This window comes from Ferruginibacter sp. SUN002, from assembly GCF_050611725.1.
Lineage (GTDB): Bacteria > Bacteroidota > Bacteroidia > Chitinophagales > Chitinophagaceae > Ferruginibacter.
In genome coordinates, this window is the sequence record NZ_JBODJB010000001.1 from 2,965,597 (window position 1) to 2,987,308 (window position 21,712).

Consider the following 21,712-nt stretch of genomic DNA (forward strand, 5'->3'; position numbering starts at 1 on the left):
AGTAAAATACTCAAATAAAATATACGAATACGTTAAAAAAATATCCGAAGTCTGAAAACTTCGGATACTAAATAAAAAATTATTCCAATCTATTTGATCAGAACCAACTGCTTCGTCTGTACCTGTCCATCATCACTGATCACACTTACCATATACATTCCTTTTGCCCAAATCGTTGCATCTATTTTATATATTGAAGCAACCGTACTATATGAATATTTCAATATTCCCCTACTATCAAAAACCTTAATGGTCTTATGTCTTGTATCATTGGTAGCAATAGTAAATAAACCATTCTTAACCGGATTGGGATATAACCTTACTGCAGTATTATCAATAATTCTTATTGCTCTGATCGCTGTTAAATAGGATGCACCTGTTTTCTCTATTACTCTCACCCGATAATAATACATTCCGGCAATAAGATATTTATCAGCATATGAATAATTATTCCTTCCGGTAATATTTGAGATTTTATTTACTGAAGTAAAATAAACACCATCAGTTGAACGAAGAATTTCATATCGATCAATACCAATCGTTTCTGTCATTTGCCAGCTTACCATTGCATCCGTATTTTGTTTATTGACGACAAAAGATGAAATTTTTACCGGTATGGTTGACAAACAGTCTATCACAAATATGCTGTACACATCGGATGAATCAGAACATCCATTAAATGTAACAACCATACTGATATTATGATTACCTAACAACGGAACCAATACTGAAACAGGTAAGAACGGACCAGAATATATATAGTTGCCGTTATCATACCAATCGATTGTATAAATACCGTAGGTAAGATTGCTCGTTAATGGCAACGGAGGCACAATATTACTTGTGTCGCAAAGTGTATCGCAACCAACAGGGAATAAAATTGCCGTCGGACTACGCTTAATACCCACTGCAGTGGAAGTACCGATGCATCCATTTACAGGATTGGTAACCGTTACAAAATAATTACCCGATTGGCCTGTACTCATTGATTGACCATACACACCATTATTCCAGTAATAAACATAATTAGGATTTGGAGGTAAACCCATAGCTGTGAAAGTATAAACACTGCCCGAACAGAAAGGTCCTCCGGAAGGTGGTGTAACAATCACCTGCGGAGATAACCCTACAATAACACAGAAAGTATCTGTTACAGAACAGCCACCATTTATACTTGTATCCGTAACTGTTAGTGAATAACTATAGGTACCTAAAGCATTTTGAGTTGTGTTTAAATAATAGTTTGTTTCAGCAGGAATAGGTACCCCTCCCAGATACCACTGATACGCATAATTCGATAATACCGGATCATTGTATAAAAATATACTCGCCGGATTGGTGCCATCCCAGCAAGCAATGGATTGCCCTTGTATATTTGCTATTGGCAACGGACGATAAAACACCTGACATATAGGTGAGGTAATATTACATCCACCATTATTACTGGTTACAACAACCCAATACTGGCCAATAGCACCTGTTGCATAGGTATTAGAATTAGCACCACTAATAGGATTCCCATTGTGATACCATTGATAAGTTTGGAAACCGGCTGTAACTGTCAGCATAGCAGTGCTACCCGGACAAATGAATGTATCCGGTGTAATATTCACAGGCGGCGGAGCTATAACTGTTATCGGATGCGTAGCAACATCGGTGCATCCATGGCTATCCGTAACCGTTAGTGTTATTGTGTAATTGGTTGTCCCGGGTGTTGGATAGGAATGATTGGTATTTGCAATGAAAGACGTTGCATTATCTCCAAAATTCCAGGCGTATTGATATAGTGGCCCCGTAGGCGTTGCGCTGAATGGTGCATCCGTGCCTGCACAAACCGTTGTTGGCCCGTTGATCGCTGCATTAACAAGATAAATTGTAACCGGTTTTGAAATGGTAGACGAACAGCCATTTTTAGAAATTGTCAGCGTGACAGTATAGGTTCCCCCCGCCGTATAGGTAATTGTTGGGTTTGCAACTGTATTCGATGGACTGAAGGTTGCCGGCCCGGTTGAACTCCAGAAATAATTGTATGGACTATAAGCCGGCATTGCCGTCGACATGTCGGTTAGTTTGACTGCACCACAGGTTATGAGTGTATCAAAATCGGCTTCCATCGGTACATCAATCGTTCGGCAATAATTTTCGGCGCAGGTATCTCCTGTTCCGGTAATTACATATGTATAAACACACACAGTATATTGACCTGCATATTTGTATTTATGATCAACACTATCTGAAACTGTAACAGCACTTGCACCATCACCAAAACACCAGTGATAAGGGAATTGAGGATTTGGCACCGGTGTAATACTGGCTTTGAAATGCATTGTATCGCAACCTGTTTCAACAAAATTCATTGCATAACTGTTATCGCAACAGATCGTATCAATTTTTACATAGCCCAATGTGTCTTTACAACCACTTGCAATATTGGTAGTAACAACCCAATACAAACCAATAGCTGTAGCCGTATATGAAGAACTATTAGCACCAACAGGATTACTGTAAGTGTTCATATACCATTGGAAATTGCATGGACCTCCGGGAGTAGCAACATTAATTGCCGAACTAATTGCCGAACCACTGCAATATTTTATAGAAGTAGTATCAGGTGGCAGGTAATCGAAAATACCAGTGCCACATGGTAATACCAGATATGGTTTCTGATCAGGAGGTATAGTAATTGTTGCTCTCGATGGACAAGCCCCCGGCGATTGGTATACATACACCATGTATGTACCAGCCTGATTGATATTGATCGATTGTGTATTGGTACTCGGCAATGGATTATCATTCAAATACCATTGATAAGATACTCCACTGAGTGTAGAAGTTAAATTGATACCAGAACATAAAAATCCGGAAGGCGCAATACTTGTCGGCGGAGGCTCAGAAACGGTTACAAAGAATGTATCCGTACCACCACAGGTAGTTACTACTACTGTGTCAAACGTAATAGGGTTGAATATTGAACCATGCCATTGTATCTGAACCGAATTCGTTCCTTGTCCGCTTGTGATAGTACCTGAATTGACCGGTAAAACACTCCAGATATAACTACCGCTAGGCAAAGTATTATTTGCTGCATAAGTAAAATTCTGATCCACACAAGCATTAGCCGTTCCCGTTAGTATTACCGGAGGTGGCACTAAAGTCACCGTTAAAGTAGCAACACTTGAAGGACATCCTTTTACCATTTGATACACACTTACCGTATGTGGCCCTGTGCCATTCCATTTTACAACAACCGAATCTTTGTGTGCTCCCATTTCAGAAAGAATCGTATCTCCCGGAGTAACTGACCAATAAAACTGCCCTACTCCGGGCATATTTGTACCAACACTGTATACATAACTACCTCCAGGACAGATCACTTGTTGACCACTTATAATTCCGATCGCAGGCGTATCGTTTATCACTACATTAAAGGAAGATGAAGCTGTACAATAATTTGCAGCTATTACTGGTGTTGCAAACACAACATAATTACCGGCTACATTCCATGTTGGAGTAATAAGCGGTGTGTTTAGAAAAGGGCCGGGTGGCGTAAAGCCCGTATTGGGAGTAATTGAAAAATCTGCTGCACCACCATCTGTTACAAAATAACTACCTGTATTACCAACACATAATGGCGAAGAGCCATTTATTAAAAATTTAGGCCGGATATTAACGATCAATATTGAAGTATCGCCACAACCGGTATAGGGGTTGTTATAAATACAAGTAATGGTATCTGCACTACCCGGTGTTCCTACCCATTGCACATTAAATTCTACACTATTTGAATCTACTCCTAATATAGCTCCTCCACTCGTTACACTCCAACTGTAAAATGTACCCGGTAAAACAGGTAATGAATAAGTTTGCGATGAGTTCTGACAAACAACGGTATTCCCTGAAATAGGAATATTATTGTATAAAACAGGGACATTTAGCGTACCCACACTACTGCATTGTCCGGCACAAGTACCCGTACTAACGGTAACAGATGTAGGATAATTGGCAGGAGGATTATTCCATTGTATTAGCACACATTGCTGATTAGATGGTCCAACAATAGTACCGCCGTTTACTGTCCAGTTAAAAGGCGGACAGGTTGAGTTTACACAATAACTTGCTGTATCATTCGGACAAAGCATTTTTGAACAACTAGATATTATCTCTGGTGATGTCCCCGGATCAACAGTAATCACTACCATCATTGTATCGGAACAACCACATTTTTCTCCGTTAAAAACATTAGATATAGTAAGCAGTACATTGTAAGTACCCGGCGTTGCATATTGATGCGTTGGATTGGTAGCAGTAGAAGAATTACCATCGCCAAAATCCCAGTAATATGTATTAGCTCCGGATGATGTGTTATTGAACTGTAGGATCGTACTGGAACAAATATTTGTATTCGGGCTAAAATTGAATGCTGCAGTTGGAGGAGTTAACAAACAAAAATTTTCTGTGAGCGTATCTACACAGGTCCCTGCTCCATTAGCAACTATAACCTGTAGAGATCCCGTACTGCCATTGCCCCAAGTAACTGTTATGGGATTACCTGAAAAACCGGTGGGTGTTCCTCCTGCTACTGTCCAGGTATATGTAAACCCTGGAAGATTAGGGAAGACAGTATAATTTGCCGAACTGTTTTTACATGCATAGTGCCCTTCTGCAGGTCCACCATTTGATCCTCCCTGACACCTTTCATCACTTTTACAGGCGAAAACATGGGCATCATCTCTTAAAGTAAATTGCGGACAGCATCCTTGCGACCTTGCATTAAATGTTTGAAGAATACTAAAAAGTAAAATGAGGCAGGATAAAATTTTTCTCATAAATACAGGTTAAGTTTTGGCAAAGCAAGATGGCTTCGTTATGAAAATAACAAACGGTATTCAGAAATGCAATTAAATCAACGGGAATTATATTAAGATTGTTTGCACAATAAAAAAAATGCAGAAAAGATGCTTGAAAGCATCAAATAAGAAAAGTAAGCATCCCTATATTGTAAAATCTAAATCTATATGATTCTTAAAAATAGTATTCCGGAATTAGATATGATATTCGTCTAATACTTTTCGGATCTCCTCCTTCCAAATTAAATAAGCTTTAGATGTTAAATGAATGCCATCTCCTTGTGCATACTCATGTTTTAATTGTTGATTTTGTGATAAGTGAGGATTCAAATTGATCACTTTAACATTAGCGGCTTTTGCAAATTGTAAGATCCTTTCATTTAAGGCCGAAACTTTTGAGTTATATACTTTATGATTCGGTTCGTCACTAGAAACATAAATAACAGTGTGTAATACCGGAATGATATTACGCTCCTTCAACTTGTCTACAATTGCAGCCAAATGCTTCAGGGTAGAATCCGGATTGATCTGATTCATTATATCATTGATCCCTCCTTCAATAAAACAAATTTTCGGTTTTGCTTTATAAACAAATGGAAGACGCACAATTAGTCCTTGTGTAATATCAGTACCTGCACCTCTGTTAGCAACATCTTGTCTTTCCAACAGTTCATTCCAAAACATACGGTAAACTAAAGAATTACCAAACATTACAATATTCGACTGGCCTTGATACAATGTGGTGCAGTAATCCATCTGTTCCATAAACTGCGATTTTCTGAGATAAGTAGTTGTATCATTTCTATAAGTAATAAACTGACGGATCTTTGTCCAGTAACTACCATTATAAAACAATGTAAAAAAACCAATGAGTGTGATAATGTTTGTAATAATTAAAAGAGTAAATCTTCTGTTTTTCATCTAAAATCATTTTGTTAAAAATAAAGACATTAAAAACAAATAGATACGGTAATAAGATTTAGTTATCCTCACTTTAATAAGACTTGTCTTTACTTTTTTGAAAAGAATTACAAGATCTTGAGTTGTAGTCAAAGAGATCATATTATTCAAAAAAACATAGTACTGACAAACTATGCGTCAATAAAAGTTCAATAAAGAAATACTGTACAAGGGTGCGACGCCAATGAAGATGAATAAAGAACTACTGCCGGTATCAAAATAAAAATCCCCGCTATGCAAAGCATGGCGGGGATTTAAACAAGGCAGACATCATTAATGAATTACAAAAGGATTGTTATCCCAGTAATCATCTTTGTGCAACCCTAAAATTTGTTTCAGGTAACAATACCAATGTTGTAATCTTTTTTTCATAAGTCATACATTTTAATTGTTAGAGAAAAATTTTATTGAAAAGTCCCTCAAGCTTTCGCAGAAGGGACTTTTATTATCAATTATAAATTATCAGCTATCAATTAGTAGCCCATACCACCCATATCAGGTGCACCATGAGGCATTGGAGCTTCGTCTTTAGGTTTGTCGGCAATTACACATTCTGTGGTTAACAACATACCTGCAATGCTTGCTGCATTTTCCAAAGCAACACGGCTCACTTTAGTTGGATCGATAACACCCGCTTTGAACAGGTTTTCGTACACTTCAGTTCTTGCATTGAAACCGAAATCTCCTTTACCTTCTCTGATCTTTTGTACAACGATAGAGCCATCGATACCAGCGTTAGATGTAAGTGTACGGATCGGTGCTTCTAAAGCACGACGAACAATCTGCATACCTGTTTGCTCATCTGCAATTTGGCCTTTTACTTTTGGTTCAAGACTTTCAACTGCACGGATGTAAGCAACACCACCACCGGGAACAATTCCTTCTTCAACAGCAGCTCTTGTTGCATGTAAAGCATCGTCTACTCTGTCTTTCTTTTCTTTCATTTCAACTTCGGTAGCAGCACCCACATAAAGAACCGCAACACCACCGGCTAATTTAGCAAGGCGTTCCTGTAATTTTTCTTTGTCGTAATCTGAAGTTGTATTTTCTACTTGTGCTTTGATTTGATTTACACGAGCAAGAATATCTTTCTTAGCTCCTTTACCACCAACGATGGTTGTGTTGTCTTTATCAATTGTAACTGAAGCCGCTTGACCCAAAGAAGTCAAATCAGCACCTTCTAATTTATGTCCTAATTCTTCGCTGATAACAGTACCTGCAGTTAGGATAGCAATATCTGTTAACATTTCTTTTCTTCTGTCACCAAAGCCAGGAGCTTTTACAGCAGCTACTTTAATAGTACCACGTAATTTGTTCACCACTAATGTTGCCAATGCTTCTCCTTCCAGATCTTCCGCAATAATTAATAACGGACGACCACTTTGTGCAACTTTCTCCAAAATATGAAGAATGTCTTTCATTGCAGATATCTTTTTATCATAAATTAAGATATAAGGATTTTGCAATTCTGTTTGCATTTTTTCGCTGTTGGTTACAAAGTATGGAGATACATATCCACGGTCGAATTGCATACCTTCAACAATATCAACAGTTGTATCCGTTCCTTTTGCTTCTTCAACAGTGATCACACCTTCTTTACCAACTTTTGCAAAAGCCTCAGCAATTAATTTACCGATGGTTTCGTCGTTGTTAGCAGAGATCGTTGCTACTTGTTGAATTTTTTTACTGTCGTTACCTACAGTTTGTGATTGAGATTTTAAATGCTCAACAACAATAGAAACCGCTTTATCAATACCACGTTTCAAATCCATTGGATTTGCACCTGCAGCAACCATTTTCAAACCTTCGCCGATAATTGCTTGTGCTAAAACAGTTGCAGTTGTTGTACCATCACCTGCAATGTCTGCAGTTTTTGATGCAACTTCTTTCACCATTTGAGCTCCCATGTTTTCAATAGGATCTTCCAAGTCAATTTCTTTCGCTACAGTTACACCATCTTTAGTAACTGATGGAGAACCGAATTTTTTTTCTATTACTACATTACGACCTTTTGGTCCAAGTGTTACTTTAACTGCATTCGCTAAAGTATCAACGCCCTTTTTCATTTTGTTACGGGCTTCGATATCGAAGTATATTAATTTTGCCATTGTATTTAATTTGATGATTTGGAAATTTGGTGATTTGGAAATTTCGGAGCTTGCTAATTTAAAGACCTGATTACTATTAAAACATTATCAAATCTTCAAATCTTCAAATCTCCAAATTGATTAAACGATTGCAAGAATATCACTCTCTCTCATGATCAGGTATTCCAACCCTTCGATCGTGATCTCTGTGCCAGCGTATTTACCATATAAAACTGTATCGCCAGCTTTTACGGTTACAGGTTCATCTTTTTTACCGGGACCTGCAGCTACTACAGTACCACGTTGTGGTTTTTCTTTTGCAGTATCAGGAATAATGATTCCGCCGGCAGACTTTTCTTCTGCGGCAGCAGCTTTAACAATCACCCTGTCGTGTAGAGGGGTAATGCTTAACTTCTTCGCCATAATTGTATTAGTTTTTGATTGTTTTTAATTAAGCCGGTTTTACCGGGCAGCGAAGGTAATCCAATTTTGTACCAAACGTTTAAAAAGAATGTTTGGCAGACTTCTTTACCCAAACTGTCATTTTACAGATTTTTTTGGGTGTCAAAACTTCATAAATAGTTGCATTTAACGGAATTGTATGTATTTTTCGGAGAAATGGAATCTTACTCTTACAATAAAACTTAGTACAATGAAAAAAGGGATTTTATCTATTATTGCTTTTCTACTCCTTGGTTCAGCCATTTTTGCTCAAAAAGCCCCGTTAGTACTTTATGTAAACAGTAAGTATGGGAATTGCACGACCATGCCGTATGGCTATTGTTTTCAGATCAAAGATGCCAAGAGCAGGATGTATAAGAACTGGCAAAACTATGCTGGACAAATAAGAGGGCTCGAATATGAGGAAGGTTATCTCTATACCATTACAGTAAAGAAGATCATGCATGAATTTCCTCCGTTTGAGGGTATTAATTACTACTATAAACTGATAAAAGTGCTAAGCAAAAAACCGGTGAAGGTAAAGCCGGTAAAGACAGATATCAATGACAAAAAATATACACTTTATTATTATTTGGATTCCGATACTTTAAAATGGATCGGCGATAATAAAAAAAGTCATATCAGATTTGATATTAAAGCTAAAAGAATTTACGGTAACGACGGATGCAACAGCTATTTTGGAAGCATCAAATCAATAGATGACAAAAAAATTCAGTTCGGTGTGATCGGTGGAACCCTAATGGCTTGTCCTGACATACTAAACAACAGTGATAATAAAATAAGATCCCTTCTTGAAGAAGTTGATGGATATACTGTTAGCAATAAAGGCAAGGATATTGACCTATTGAAGGGATCGACAGTGGTGTTAAGATATTCGCAAGACGATATTGTATTGGTAGTGCCCGATAGGCAAATTTAAGATTCCGCATATAGAAACATAGCAATAAGCACAATTTACTTAGCTTTGCACCCTTAATCAAGTTCTTAACAGATGATCAGCAGAAGAAATATCAGGGTAAAAGTGATGCAAAGCCTGTATACATTGGATAGTATCAGCAATGATATACAAAGCGGCGATGCAATTAAGCTTTTAAACAAACAAATAGAACAAAGCAGACAACTGTTCATTTATCTTACTTATTTTTTAACTGAAGTGGCTCGTTATGCTGAGGCAGATGCTCTTAAAAAGGCATCTAAACACTTGCCTTCAGAAAAAGACCTCAACATCAATACTAAAATTGCCGGTAATGAATTACTCTGGAAAATTTTAGAAACTCCCAGCTACAAAACTGCAGTAAACTACTTTAAACCGGAGCAGAGTATAGACGGCGAATTGTTGAAAAAAACTTATCAGGCTTTAACCGCTTCCGAAGAATATAAAGAATACATAAGCATTCCTGCAAGAGATAAAAAAAGCGAGAAAGATATCCTGCAATTTATCTTCACTAACCTCATGTTACCGAATGAAGATTTCATTCATAACGTAGAAGAACAATTTATCAATTGGGATGATGATGCAGAAATGATGAATGTACTGATGTTGAATTTTCTGCAAAAACCACAGTCATATAATTTTGATGAGTTTGTAAGTACAGAAAAAATGGACTTTGGTAAATCATTATTGCTTACTACTATTGATAAGAAGCCGGTGAGCATGGAATTACTAAAACCAAAATTGAAGAACTGGGATGCAGAGAGGATCGCTACATTGGATCTGATCATTATTCAAATGGGTATTTGCGAATTTCTGTTTTTCGAAACCATTCCTACAAAAGTTACCATCAACGAATATATTGACCTGGCAAAAGATTACAGTACGCCACAAAGCGGACAATTTATCAACGGCATTTTAGACAATATACATAAAGAACTATCTGCCGCAGGCAAAATTGATAAGAAAACTTTTAAGAACAGCAAATTGTAATGAGAATGAAAAAAGGAATTGTTTTTCTATTATTACTTACGGCAATTTTTTCGTGTAATATCAGAAGAAAGGATAAGATCTCAGATGAACAAGCTACTGCAATAGAAAAGGCCTCAAAAGACACAACAACAGTGCAGCTAATTGATAGCGTTTTTGATTTCGGAACAATCACCGAGGGTGAAAAAGTTTCTTTTAGTTTCAGATTTAAAAACACGGGAACAAAGGCACTGGTGATCGAAAAAACTTCAGCTAGTTGCGGATGTACAGTTCCCGAAAAGCCTGAGAAACCTATTCTTCCGGGTGAAATTGGATTTATTAAAGCTGTATTCACACCCAGCTCGGCAGGACATAATGAAAAAACTATTGATGTAACAGCTAATACCAAACCGGATTTTCCTACATTGATATTGACCGGAGAAGTGGCAGGAAAGAAAGAATAAGAAATAAGAAAGTTGAACAACTCAAAAACGCTAACATTTTAAAACCCTAATTCTTCTTAACCTCTAAACCAATTAAAATAACAATTAAACAATAAATAAACATGCAACTTTTAAACATTTTTTTGATGGCTGATCCACAAGGGAAAAGCAGCAGTAGTTTTTCTTTGATCTTTATGGGATTGATGATTCTTGTATTTTGGTTATTCATGATCCGTCCACAAGCTAAAAAAGCAAAGCAGCAAAAAACCTTTATTAACGATTTGAAGAAAGGAGATAAAGTGGTTACCATTGCAGGTATACATGGCACTATCAATAAGATCAATGAAGATGGCACTTTACAATTAGAAGTAAGTCCCGGCAGCTATATCAAAATTGAAAAAAGCACTATTAGTTTAGAATGGTCGGCCGCAGTGAATAAAGTAACTGAAACGAAATAGATTTTTTTACGATTTGGGATGTACGATTTTACTGAATATAGGCACTCTACTATTAATTGAAGAGATTACAAATTAAAAGAAATCATACATCCCAAATCGTACATCATAAAAGTATTACAATGCTAAGAGTGGGCCTCACAGGTGGTATTGGCAGCGGTAAGAGTACCGTAGCCAAAATATTTGAAACCCTTGGTGTACCTGTATATTATGCAGATGATGCAGGCAAGCGACTGATGAATAAAGACGAAGTCCTTAAGCAACAGATAAAAGATAAATTCGGCAATGAAAGTTATAGCAATGGCCAACTGAACAGAAAACATCTTGCTTCCATTGTTTTCAATGACCCCGAAAAGCTAACACTATTAAATTCATTAGTGCATCCTGTAACCATTGCAGATGCAGAAAAATGGATGCAGCAGCAAAAAACTCCTTATGCATTAAAAGAAGCAGCCATTATATTCGAAAGTGGCTCCCAGGTTCATTTAGATAAAGTGATTGGTATTTACACCCCTACTCCATTACGTATTCAACGTGTCATGCAAAGAGACAACATCTCTGCCGATGAAGTAAAAGCAAGAATGAACAAGCAGATAGACGAAGAAATAAAAATGCGTTTATGCGATTACGTTATCAATAATAACGAACAGGAACTATTGATACCACAGGTCTTAAAATTACATCAAGAGCTTTCTCAATTAGCAATTTCTACCAAATAAAAAACCGCAACACACTAATGTTGCGGCCTATATAAATTTTACTATTTGATTAGTTCAATGTAGCTAAAGCTTTTTTCATCCTTTCAATTGCCTCAACTAATTTTTCATCGGCAGCAGCCGTGCTGATACGGATACAATTTGGCGCTCCAAATGCATTACCTGTAACCAATGCAATATGTGCGGTTTCAAGCAACCACAAACACAATTCATCTGCATTCTTAATAGTTACTTTACCATCTGTTTTACCAAAGTAAGAACTTACATCAGGAAACGCATAAAATGCTCCATCCGGTACACGTACTTTAAAGCCGGGAACTTCTTTCAATTTAGCGATCACAAGATCTCTTCTACGTTTGTAAGCCTCCAACATCATTTTTGGCGCATCCATATTCGTGAAGGCAACTGCAGCAGCTTTTTGAGCAATACTGTTGGTACCGCTGGTTACTTGTCCCTGTAATTTATCTACTGCATCAGCAATCCATTTTGCAGCGGCGATAAAACCAACTCTCCAACCTGTCATTGCAAAACCTTTACTGAATCCATTTACAGTAATTACTCTGTCATGTATTTCAGGAATACTACCGATGCTGAAATGCCCTTCCGGAGTGAAATTGATGTATTCATAAATTTCATCTGCCAATACAAAAATATTCGGATGCTTTGCAACGATAGCCGCAATAGCTCTTAATTCTTTTTCGCTGTACACCGAACCTGTTGGGTTATTTGGTGAAGCATACATAATGATCTTTGTTTTTGGTGTAATTGCTGCTTCAATTTGTTCAGGGGTTACTTTGAAATCATTTTCAAAGCTACCATCAAGGATCACACTTTTACCTTCAGCCAGTTTTACCATTTCAGCATAGCTAACCCAGTATGGTCCGAGGATGATCACTTCTTCATCTTTCTTCACAAGCACTTCAATAATATTCGCTAATGAATGCTTAGCTCCTGTAGATACTACTATATTTTCTGCCTTCCAGTTAAGGCCGTTCTCTCTATTCAATTTTTCAGCAATGGCTGAACGCAATTCAGGAATACCTGATACCGGCGTATATGCATGAAAGCCATCATCAATTGCCTTCTTGGCTGCATCGCAAATATGAGGAGGCGTTTTAAAGTCCGGCTCTCCTACACTAAGGTTAATTACATTGTGCCCCTGAGCAGCTATCTCACGGCTTTTTTTACTCATGGCAAGAGTCGCACTTTCTTCCAGTGCATTGATTCTGTCGGCTAATAAATGATTGTTAGACACGTTGTTTTGTTTTAAAATGGATGAATTTCGGAGTGCAAAGGTACTTAAGAATTGCTAATAATTAATGGAAAAATATAGGTTTGTGAATGCCTTTACCTGAGGATGGTTATACTACCGGAATATGCTTCAGTTAAACCTCCGGTACCAATAATGTAAAAATAAACCCCCACAGGAAGCGGCTTACCGTTTAGGGTACCGTCCCATGGCACGTAATTGCCAACGCTTTTGTACAACATCTGCCCGTATCTATTAAAAATTTCAACGGTTGCTTTAGGATAAGTATTAAGATTCTCTATTACCCATTTATCATTCACGCCATCATTATTAGGGCTAAATACATTGGGTATGATGATGGGCTTTAAAACTTTTATAAATACTGTATCCGTTGCACTGCAACCACCTCTTGAAGTTGCTTTAAGAACATATTGAATATCTTTCAAAATATTTACAGCCGTGGGTTCCGCAACGGTAGTGCTATTCAAATAAATTGATGGCGACCATTCGTAGCTTAAATCACTACTTTCTCCTGTGATCAATAATTGTCTCGATTCACCTTCAAATAAATATTTATCCGGCCCTGCATTGATGGCAGGCAATGGACTTACCGAAATTGTTTGAACCGTATCATCTTTACATCCTCCGGTATTCGTTACCGATAGTTTGACATTATAACTACCCTGTTTATTATAGGTAAGTTGAATCGGATCTAAGATATTGGTTTGTTCCAAATCTGTTCCATCGCCAAAAGTCCAGCTCATTTCATCCAAGCTCCCATCAACTGCATTACTCCTATTCATCAACACCACATTATCATTCACACAAACCGTATTATCACTGATAGAAAAATCAGCGATCGGGCTTCTTAAAAATTTATTATAAGCAACTGTTTTTGTTGCAACGCAACCTTTATCGGATGCAGCAGTAAGCGCTATATTGTAAGTTGCGGCTGTAGAAAATATGTGTAGTGGTGAAATAGCAGCGGATGTATTACTGCTACCACTTGCAGCATCACCAAAATTCCATTCATACAAATTGATAGTTCCTTCACTAATGGATGATGTATTGGTAAACTGGACACTTGTATTTGGCAAGCAAGTAGATGATGAAGTAAAATCTACCAAAGGTAAAACGCCTACCGCTACAGTATAATTAACAGGCTTCGAAATACAACTATTACCACCGGTTGCGGTTACAGTATAAACACCTTCTATCTGCTTACTTACATTTTGTATAAATACGTTCCTCGAGTTTGCTGTAAATCCGTTCGGACCAGTCCAGCTAAAACTTGCTCCTGCAATATCAGGCACTGATATAGATAAGGCTCCATTGCCACATAGCGGACTATTCCCCGTAGCGGCACCCACAACCGGAGCAGGTTTTATCAGCACCGTTGTTGAACCAGGGGCTGAAACACAGGTACCTACTGTGGCTACAACTATATATTGTCCTTCATTTGCAATTGTTGCATCATTGATAACAGGATTTTGAACATTGCTTGTAAAGCCATTCGGGCCCGTCCATTTAAATGTTGCTCCGGGAATATTTGGTGTGGTTAGATTGATCGCTGTTCCTTCGCAAACCGGACCATTATTATTAACAGATGCAATAACAGGTATTTCATTCACAACTACAGTTACTGTTTTTGGTAAAGAAGGGCAATTGTTTGCAGTGGCTGTAACCGTATATACTCCCGAATGAATAACATCACTGTTAGGAATAGACGCATTTTGCTGATTGCTTGTAAATCCGGTAGTCCCTGTCCATGCAAAACTTGCTCCGGTAATATTATTTGTTCCGAAATTGATGACATCTCCTTTACAAACCGGACTATTACTTGTTACTGAAGTAATAGATGGAGATGGATTAACAACAACATTGATGGTTGCGGGAGCAGATCTACAAGTGTTCGATTCGATCAATGTATAAACTCCTGCATTGGCCAACGTAGGTGTTTGAATGACCGGATTTTGATCATCGTAATTTGTGTAACCATTAGGGCCCGACCATTCGTAGGACGCTCCCGGAACAGTCGTAGCAGACAAATTGATTGTTTGTCCCTCACATACAGGACCGTTATAACCCAATACCGGTGTGGGAATAGCATTAAACACCATTACAGTAGTCCCTCTCGGAACAGAAGAACAATTTTTAGCTGTGGCGGACACAAAATACACCCCTGCATGAGAACTATTAATATTATTAATAATTGGATTTTGTTGTGCGCTGGTAAAACCATTCGGCCCCGTCCATGAATAGGTAGCACCGCTAATAGTGGTAGCCGTTAATTTAAGTGAGCTATCTGTGCAAACAGGGAAATTAAACCCTATATCAGCAATATTCGGTATAGGGTTGATCACTACATTGCTAAGCGATGGAGCCGATGAGCAATTCCCTATTTTACTGGTTACACTATACATTCCTGCCATAGCAGTTGTGGCATTATTTATAACAGGAGTTCTCGACGTACTTGTAAATCCGTTTGGCCCTGTCCATGAATAAGTAGCGCCGGCAATTAACGATGCAGATAACTGAAGTGTAGAATTTTCGCAGATCGGACTATTAGTTGTGATCAACGGTGATGGTGTATTGCCGGGAATGATGTTAACTGCAATACTTCTTCTTGCGGTATTATTACACTTATCTCTTACGGTAACAGTATATGTAGTGGTAGTGGTAGGAGTAACGATCACAGAATTTCCGCTACCACCATTATTATCCCATGAATAGGTATAAGGCGCAACGCCATAAATTCCGCCGGCAGAAAGTACCACAGCAGCTCCTGAGCACACAGAAGTTGAAGATGCGTTAATAGAACCCACTTCTACCGTTCTTCCTTCAATCGATAAAACAAACGGTTCGTAAGAACCTACATAAGTTGTATCGCAAAACGAAGCTGCTCCGGTATAGGTGTTCCAAAGTTTTAATTCATAGTTGGCATATTGTACCGCACAAGAAGGTTGTGGCAAACAAGGCAACATTCTATTAGTGATTGAAACAAAATTACCAAAAGTTGTAACCGTGCCATGGCTCGAACAATTGTTATTGGGATTACTAACGTTACAAGTCCATGACGCCGATTCACACACACCACTTTTTATGGTGAAAAAGATATTTTTATTTAAAGCCGGGAGCCTTGAATAAACAGCATACTTAAACAATACATCCGTAAAAGTAGCAGCAGCAGGAAGTTCTACCGAGATCGGATAAGTACAGGTATTACTTGCACTTCCATTATTCATTGAGCCTTGAATACCGGCCACAGCGGTACTTGTAACGGCAGACACCAATGGATCGATGATAACCCTGCCTGTTTTCAAATGCAGATCTAAATAAGCAGCATCAATTGAAAAAGAAAGCCATTGACCGTTGATTGAGTAGGTTATATTTTTAAACGAATGTTCAGGATCTGATTCTGCAAAAGCAAAATTATTTCCGATATGCAATACTCGTTTTTGACCGATATGAAAATCAGCAGTAGCATTATTATTTTCTGCCGATTGCAATATTGCATCAGCAGTGGTTGTTTCAAAAAGATCTCTGAAAACATAACTTTCAAAACCTGGAAATTGATTGTTGGAAATGATAAAATCAGTTTTGATCGACCCTCTGAAAACCCTCATCTCAGCATCAATACCCGGAAAAATATCTTTAATTCGAATGCCATCTTCGCCTGCTGTAAAATTTGACCAGTTTGCACTTGCCAAAACAGTTTCTTTCTGGTCGTTTTTTCCAATCAATTGCCAGGAATTAAAATAGACAATTCCTGCTACTGTTTTTATATAAGCCCTTTTTTTCTTGATATCGAAACCAACCGGTTCTTCCTGTTCCGTTGCCTCATACATATCTCCACTTTTTTTTGTAAGCGAATGATCGATCACCTGCCATTGATCATTTTTTTTATAATGAATGGCACCTGTGGCTTTTTCAATACTAAAAAGGGATGGGTCTTTTTCTGAAATAAAATACCGACTATCAACAGTTCTTTTTGATTTTACCTCTGCGAAGCCTTTTTTTCCGGTTTTATTTTCATTCAACGCCTTATCGGGGAAAGTAGTAAAATTGACGGGCCTACTCGAAAGTCCCGGGGCAACTTGCTGTGCAAAAACATCTTGAGACAACCCTGCCGATAAACAAATAAGGAGAATAAAAGACTTGAGTATGATGACCACTTTGAGCATCTAATCAGAAATTTTATAGGGGTTGATAGATCCAAAGGTTAGAAGCTAGTGTAAGCCTCTCAAATACAGCTTTTTAACCTTTCGGTTGTAAAGATAACGATGATTGCCCAAACCAAAAAAAGACCTATTTGGGCCATAATGCCCATTTAGCTTGTTCATAGAGTTTTTCCCCTATCTTTGCAAACTTCTAAAATTTAACAAAATAGTTCTAAAAGACACTGATTATGAAACTGAAAGGTCTAGTTTGGTTTTTTGCGATTGCGTTGACATTGATCTCTATATGGGAATTATCTTATACATGGGTAGTACGCAGCTACGAAGGCAAAGTAAAAGCACAAGCAGAGAAAATTGTAAAACAACAATTTCCTAATGCTACCGGCGAAGAAAAAGAGTTGCTTGTAAAAGGAAGAATGCAACACATTCTTGACAGTACAAGAGATAAAAAGATCTACCCTATTGTAGGTTCAACTTATCAAAAATGTAAAGAAAATGAATTAAACCTTGGTTTGGATCTTCAGGGTGGTATGAGTGTAACCATGGACGTTAGTTTAGAAGGTTTATTAAAATCTTTGAGCAACAATCCCGGCGACCCTGCTCTTTTAAAGGCAATACAAACTGCTAATGCAGAAAAAGTGAACAATACTGAGCTGGATTACATTTCTCTTTTCACGAGAATTTTCAAACAACAAAATCCAACATCAACCTTGTCGTCGCTTTTTGCAAAGTCGGGTGGTTCAATAAAAACTACTGATAACGATGATAAAGTAACTTCAGAGATCCGTACAATTGCAAAAGGTGCTATCAATCAAACTTACAAGATATTATTAAAACGTATTGATAAGTTTGGGGTTGCTCAACCTAATATCAACTTAGATGAGAACAAAGGCATCATCAACGTAGAACTTGCCGGTGTTACCGACAAAGAAAGAGTACGTAAATATTTACAATCGTCAGCAAACTTGCAATTCTGGGAAGTTTATAATCTGGATGAATTAGGAAAAACAAATGGCCCATTAGAAAATGCTGATAAAGCAGTTACAGAATATCTAAGCGGTGTTTCAGTTGATACCGCAGGTCAAAAAACTGCAGTAGATTCTCAAAAGATCAATGCAAATAAAAATGCGTTTGTAAAGATCCTGAATCTTATCCCGCCTTCACAAGACAAAACAGGTAAACCAATTTACTCAGCACAATTGGGAAGAATTGCATTAAAAGATACAGGAACGTTTAATACCTATATCAACTTACCAATTGTAAAAAGCAGTCTGCCTGCCGATTGCAGATTTTTCTACGGAGTAGAAGAAAAAATTGAGAAAACAGGAGAACGTTTTTATCCATTCTATGCTATCAGAACTGTTCCGGGAACAGATAAAGCTAAATTAGAAGGTGATGGTGTTGAAGAAGCAAGTCAGGGTTTTGATGAAAGCGGCAGACCATCTATTAAAATGCAAATGACGAACATAGGTTCTAAAACCTGGGCTCGTATGACAAACGATAATGTGAACAGACCAATTGCAATTGCATTGGATAATATTGTTTACTCAGCTCCTAATGTAAACGGTCCTATCGAGGGTGGTAATAGTGAAATATCGGGAAACTTTACTGTTGAAGAAGCTCAGGATCTTGCTAATATTTTAAAAGCAGGTAAATTGGATGCACCTGCTAAGATTGTTGCAGAACAAGTTGTAGGTCCTACACTTGGTAAAGAAGCTGTAACAGGAGGTGCAAAATCTTTCATCATAGCGTTTGCAGTAATATTTGCTTTGATGCTTATTTACTACAACACAGGCGGTTGGGTTGCAAACATTGCATTGGTATTGAACGTTCTCTTTACAGTGGGTGTTTTAACTGCAATGGGCTTTACACTTACATCTGCAGGTATTGCAGGTTTGGTACTGACCATTGGTATGGCGGTAGATACGAACGTAATTATTTTTGAAAGAATAAAAGAAGAACTGACAAAAGGCAAAAACTACCAGCAAGCCGTGAATGACGGTTACAGACGTTCATTGGCTCCTGTTATTGATGCCCACGTTACCAGCTTTTTAACTGCTGCAATTTTATTTGTATTTGGTTTAGGCCCTGTACTTGGTTTTGCAACTACTCAAATGTTAGGTATTACCCTGTCTTTGTTCTGCGGAATTTTAGTATCAAGATTGATCACTGATTTTTGGACAAACAAACAACGTCACTTTAACTACTTTACCGGAATTTCTAAAAAAGTGTTTACGCATACAGCTGTTAATTTCATTAAATATAGAAAGATCGCTTACGGTATTTCTGTTGTGGTGCTGGTATTGGGTATTGCTTCTTATTTCTACGGATTCCATGAAGGCGTTGAGTTTAAAGGCGGAAGAAGCTATACTGTTAAGTTTGCACAAGCTGTAAAAAATGATGATGTAAGAGATGACCTTAAAAATGCATTCGGTGGCGAATTCCCGGTTATAAAAACTGTTGGAGATAGTAAACACCTTAACATCACCACCTCATTCATGAAAAGTGATGGCGCTGCAGATTCACTAGTACAGACAAAACTTTACGAAGGATTGAAAAAAGTTTTACCGGGTGTTAGCTATGAACAATTTGCTCAAAACAATATTCAAAGCTCTCAAACAGTACAACCTACGATCTCTGAAGATTTGAAGAAAGGTGCGATCAAAGCAACTATTTTTTCTATCTTAATTATCTTCTTGTATATCTTTATTCGCTTCCGTGACTGGAGATATTCAGTTGGTACAATTGTAGCTTTATTGCATGACGTTTTAGTTACGTTAGCAGTATTCTCTTTCTTAAAAGACATTGTTCCTTTCCCACTAGAGATTGATCAGCACTTTATTGCTGCGGTATTAACTGTTATCGGGTTTAGTATGAACGATACGGTAATTGTATTTGATCGTGTTCGTGAATACAGCAAAGGATCTAAAGCAAGCGATAAAGGAAATATCATTAACAGAGCCATCAACGATACATTAAGCCGTACCATCATGACCTCATTGACTGTATTCTTAACCTTATTGATCTTATTCATCTTTGGTGGAGAAGTAACAAGAGGTTTTGCATTTGCAATGTTGATCGGTGTTGTTACCGGTACTTACTCTTCAATATTTGTGGCAGCACCAATATTGGTTGATTTTGCAAAAGATAAACCTTTAGGCGAAGCAGAAATTATCAGTTCTGATAAAACTGCTACTGCAAAAGCATAAGGCATAATTAAATATTTTAAAAAGCCCGTTAGTTTTCTAACGGGCTTTTTGTTTAATACAAACTTTCGAAGTTTTAGGGTATAAAAAACCGCTTCAAAGTCTCCCTTAAAGCGGCTTGTGAACTTTTATTACTCAAATGTTACACTGCAAAAGAAGTTCCGCAACCACAAGTTTTACTTGCGTTGGGATTATTAAAAGTAAAGCCTCTTGAATTCAAGCCACCTTGCCAATCTACTTCCATCCCCATTAAATAAATACCATGCGATTTTTCCATGATACAAGGAATACCTTCTATTTCAAAAGTTTCATCTTTTTCGGTTCTTGCGTCAAAACCTAAAACATAGGTCATACCGCTGCAACCACCACCCTTTACTCCTACCCGTAACAGGTTATTCTTATCAAAACCTTCTTCGGTCATTAAACGCTTGATCTCTGCTACAGCGCTTGCTGTAAAACTTACGGGTGTTGCTACTGTTGTTTCCATACATTTAAATTTACATTACAAAGTTACCAACTTTTTAAACTTCAAATAATTACCGCCTTTGCGAAACAGGGAAAATTTACTCCCTAAACATCTAAACCCTTTAGACAAATTGATCTGCGCTTAAAAAACGTCACAATTACCAAACCATTAATAACCTTATTTTTGTAAAAAAGACTATATGACGTTTCTATTTGAAGTTGGTTTTAATGAAGGTATGGGCATTGCAGTTGTGGTGATCTTTGGTTTTATCTTTTTTTTAATGTTAGAGTTAAAAGCAATACGAAGAGAATTAAAAGCTAAGCAACCTACTGTAGCAGACAATGGTATGCTTCGTTTACAAGCGTATGAAAGACTTTCATTACTGGCAGATAGGATCACTTTAAAGAATCTGGTATCTAGAACACATTCAACGGGATATACTGTTGAAGAACTTAAGGCTGGTCTTACAGAAACCATTCGGCAGGAGTATGAACATAATATCACTCAACAGATCTATGTTAACCCCGAAGTTTGGAAAGCAGTTACTAATTTAAAGGAACAGAATATATACATCATCAACCAATTAGCCACTGCTATACCGCCACAAGCACCTGCTGTTGAATTGAGCAAATTGATTCTGGAATATACAAGTAATAATAACGCTGAGCTAAGCGGCATTGTTTTAGACGCTATACAATTTGAGGTAAAAAAATTATTATAATTGACGACCGACTACGGACAAC

14 protein-coding genes are annotated in these 21,712 nt (G+C 37.6%); 7 read left to right on the forward strand and 7 right to left on the reverse strand.

What is annotated here, in order from left to right:
* Window positions 1–89 precede the first annotated feature (89 nt).
* The 4 genes from ACQ33O_RS12625 to ACQ33O_RS12640 form a co-directional block, all read right to left on the reverse strand.
* Entirely contained in the window at window positions 90–4,826 is a 4,737-nt protein-coding gene (locus ACQ33O_RS12625; RefSeq protein WP_430995950.1) for a PKD domain-containing protein, read from the reverse strand.
* A 216-nt stretch (window positions 4,827–5,042) separates the two neighbouring features.
* Window positions 5,043–5,768 carry a GDSL-type esterase/lipase family protein gene (locus ACQ33O_RS12630; protein WP_430995951.1) on the reverse strand — a complete coding sequence of 242 codons (726 nt, stop codon included), beginning with the start codon at window positions 5,766–5,768 and terminating at the stop codon, window positions 5,043–5,045.
* Between the two features lie 512 nt (window positions 5,769–6,280).
* Complete coding sequence (gene groL / locus ACQ33O_RS12635) at window positions 6,281–7,915, reverse strand: chaperonin GroEL (RefSeq protein ID WP_430995952.1); 1,635 nt, start codon at window positions 7,913–7,915, stop codon at window positions 6,281–6,283.
* 120 nt (window positions 7,916–8,035) lie between these two features.
* Window positions 8,036–8,317 carry a co-chaperone GroES gene (locus tag ACQ33O_RS12640; RefSeq protein WP_430995953.1) on the reverse strand — a complete coding sequence of 94 codons (282 nt, stop codon included), beginning with the start codon at window positions 8,315–8,317 and terminating at the stop codon, window positions 8,036–8,038.
* A 229-nt stretch (window positions 8,318–8,546) separates the two neighbouring features.
* Here ACQ33O_RS12640 and ACQ33O_RS12645 point away from each other — a divergent pair, with 229 nt between their 5' ends.
* The 5 genes from ACQ33O_RS12645 (at window position 8,547) to coaE (ending at window position 11,873) form a co-directional block, all read left to right on the forward strand.
* Window positions 8,547–9,275, forward strand: coding sequence for a DUF4377 domain-containing protein (locus ACQ33O_RS12645; RefSeq protein WP_430995954.1), 729 nt, complete (start codon window positions 8,547–8,549; stop codon window positions 9,273–9,275).
* A 72-nt stretch (window positions 9,276–9,347) separates the two neighbouring features.
* On the forward strand, window positions 9,348–10,280 hold the full coding sequence (gene nusB, locus ACQ33O_RS12650; protein WP_430995955.1) for a transcription antitermination factor NusB: 933 nt from the start codon (window positions 9,348–9,350) through the stop codon (window positions 10,278–10,280).
* A 5-nt stretch (window positions 10,281–10,285) separates the two neighbouring features.
* Window positions 10,286–10,720 carry a DUF1573 domain-containing protein gene (locus ACQ33O_RS12655; RefSeq protein ID WP_430995956.1) on the forward strand — a complete coding sequence of 145 codons (435 nt, stop codon included), beginning with the start codon at window positions 10,286–10,288 and terminating at the stop codon, window positions 10,718–10,720.
* A gap of 125 nt (window positions 10,721–10,845) precedes the next feature.
* A complete protein-coding gene (gene yajC / locus ACQ33O_RS12660) occupies window positions 10,846–11,157 on the forward strand; it encodes a preprotein translocase subunit YajC (RefSeq protein ID WP_430995957.1) in 312 nt (103 codons plus the stop codon).
* A gap of 119 nt (window positions 11,158–11,276) precedes the next feature.
* Window positions 11,277–11,873 (forward strand): dephospho-CoA kinase, encoded by a 597-nt coding sequence (gene coaE, locus ACQ33O_RS12665; RefSeq protein WP_430995958.1) that lies wholly within the window; start codon window positions 11,277–11,279, stop codon window positions 11,871–11,873.
* A gap of 49 nt (window positions 11,874–11,922) precedes the next feature.
* Here the strand turns inward: coaE and ACQ33O_RS12670 are convergent, their stop codons facing one another.
* On the reverse strand, window positions 11,923–13,125 hold the full coding sequence (locus ACQ33O_RS12670; RefSeq protein ID WP_430995959.1) for a pyridoxal phosphate-dependent aminotransferase: 1,203 nt from the start codon (window positions 13,123–13,125) through the stop codon (window positions 11,923–11,925).
* 92 nt (window positions 13,126–13,217) lie between these two features.
* Window positions 13,218–17,303 (reverse strand): gliding motility-associated C-terminal domain-containing protein, encoded by a 4,086-nt coding sequence (locus tag ACQ33O_RS12675; protein ID WP_430995960.1) that lies wholly within the window; start codon window positions 17,301–17,303, stop codon window positions 13,218–13,220.
* A gap of 224 nt (window positions 17,304–17,527) precedes the next feature.
* Between ACQ33O_RS12675 and secDF the strand changes: the two genes are divergently transcribed.
* Window positions 17,528–20,506, forward strand: a complete 2,979-nt coding sequence (gene secDF, locus ACQ33O_RS12680) for a protein translocase subunit SecDF (RefSeq protein WP_430995961.1) — start codon at window positions 17,528–17,530, stop codon at window positions 20,504–20,506.
* Window positions 20,507–20,645: 139 nt separating this feature from the next.
* Here secDF and ACQ33O_RS12685 read toward each other — a convergent pair whose 3' ends face one another.
* On the reverse strand, window positions 20,646–20,990 hold the full coding sequence (locus ACQ33O_RS12685; RefSeq protein WP_430995962.1) for a HesB/IscA family protein: 345 nt from the start codon (window positions 20,988–20,990) through the stop codon (window positions 20,646–20,648).
* Between the two features lie 178 nt (window positions 20,991–21,168).
* Here ACQ33O_RS12685 and ACQ33O_RS12690 point away from each other — a divergent pair, with 178 nt between their 5' ends.
* Window positions 21,169–21,690 carry a hypothetical protein gene (locus tag ACQ33O_RS12690; RefSeq protein WP_430995963.1) on the forward strand — a complete coding sequence of 174 codons (522 nt, stop codon included), beginning with the start codon at window positions 21,169–21,171 and terminating at the stop codon, window positions 21,688–21,690.
* Window positions 21,691–21,712: the final 22 nt, after the last annotated feature.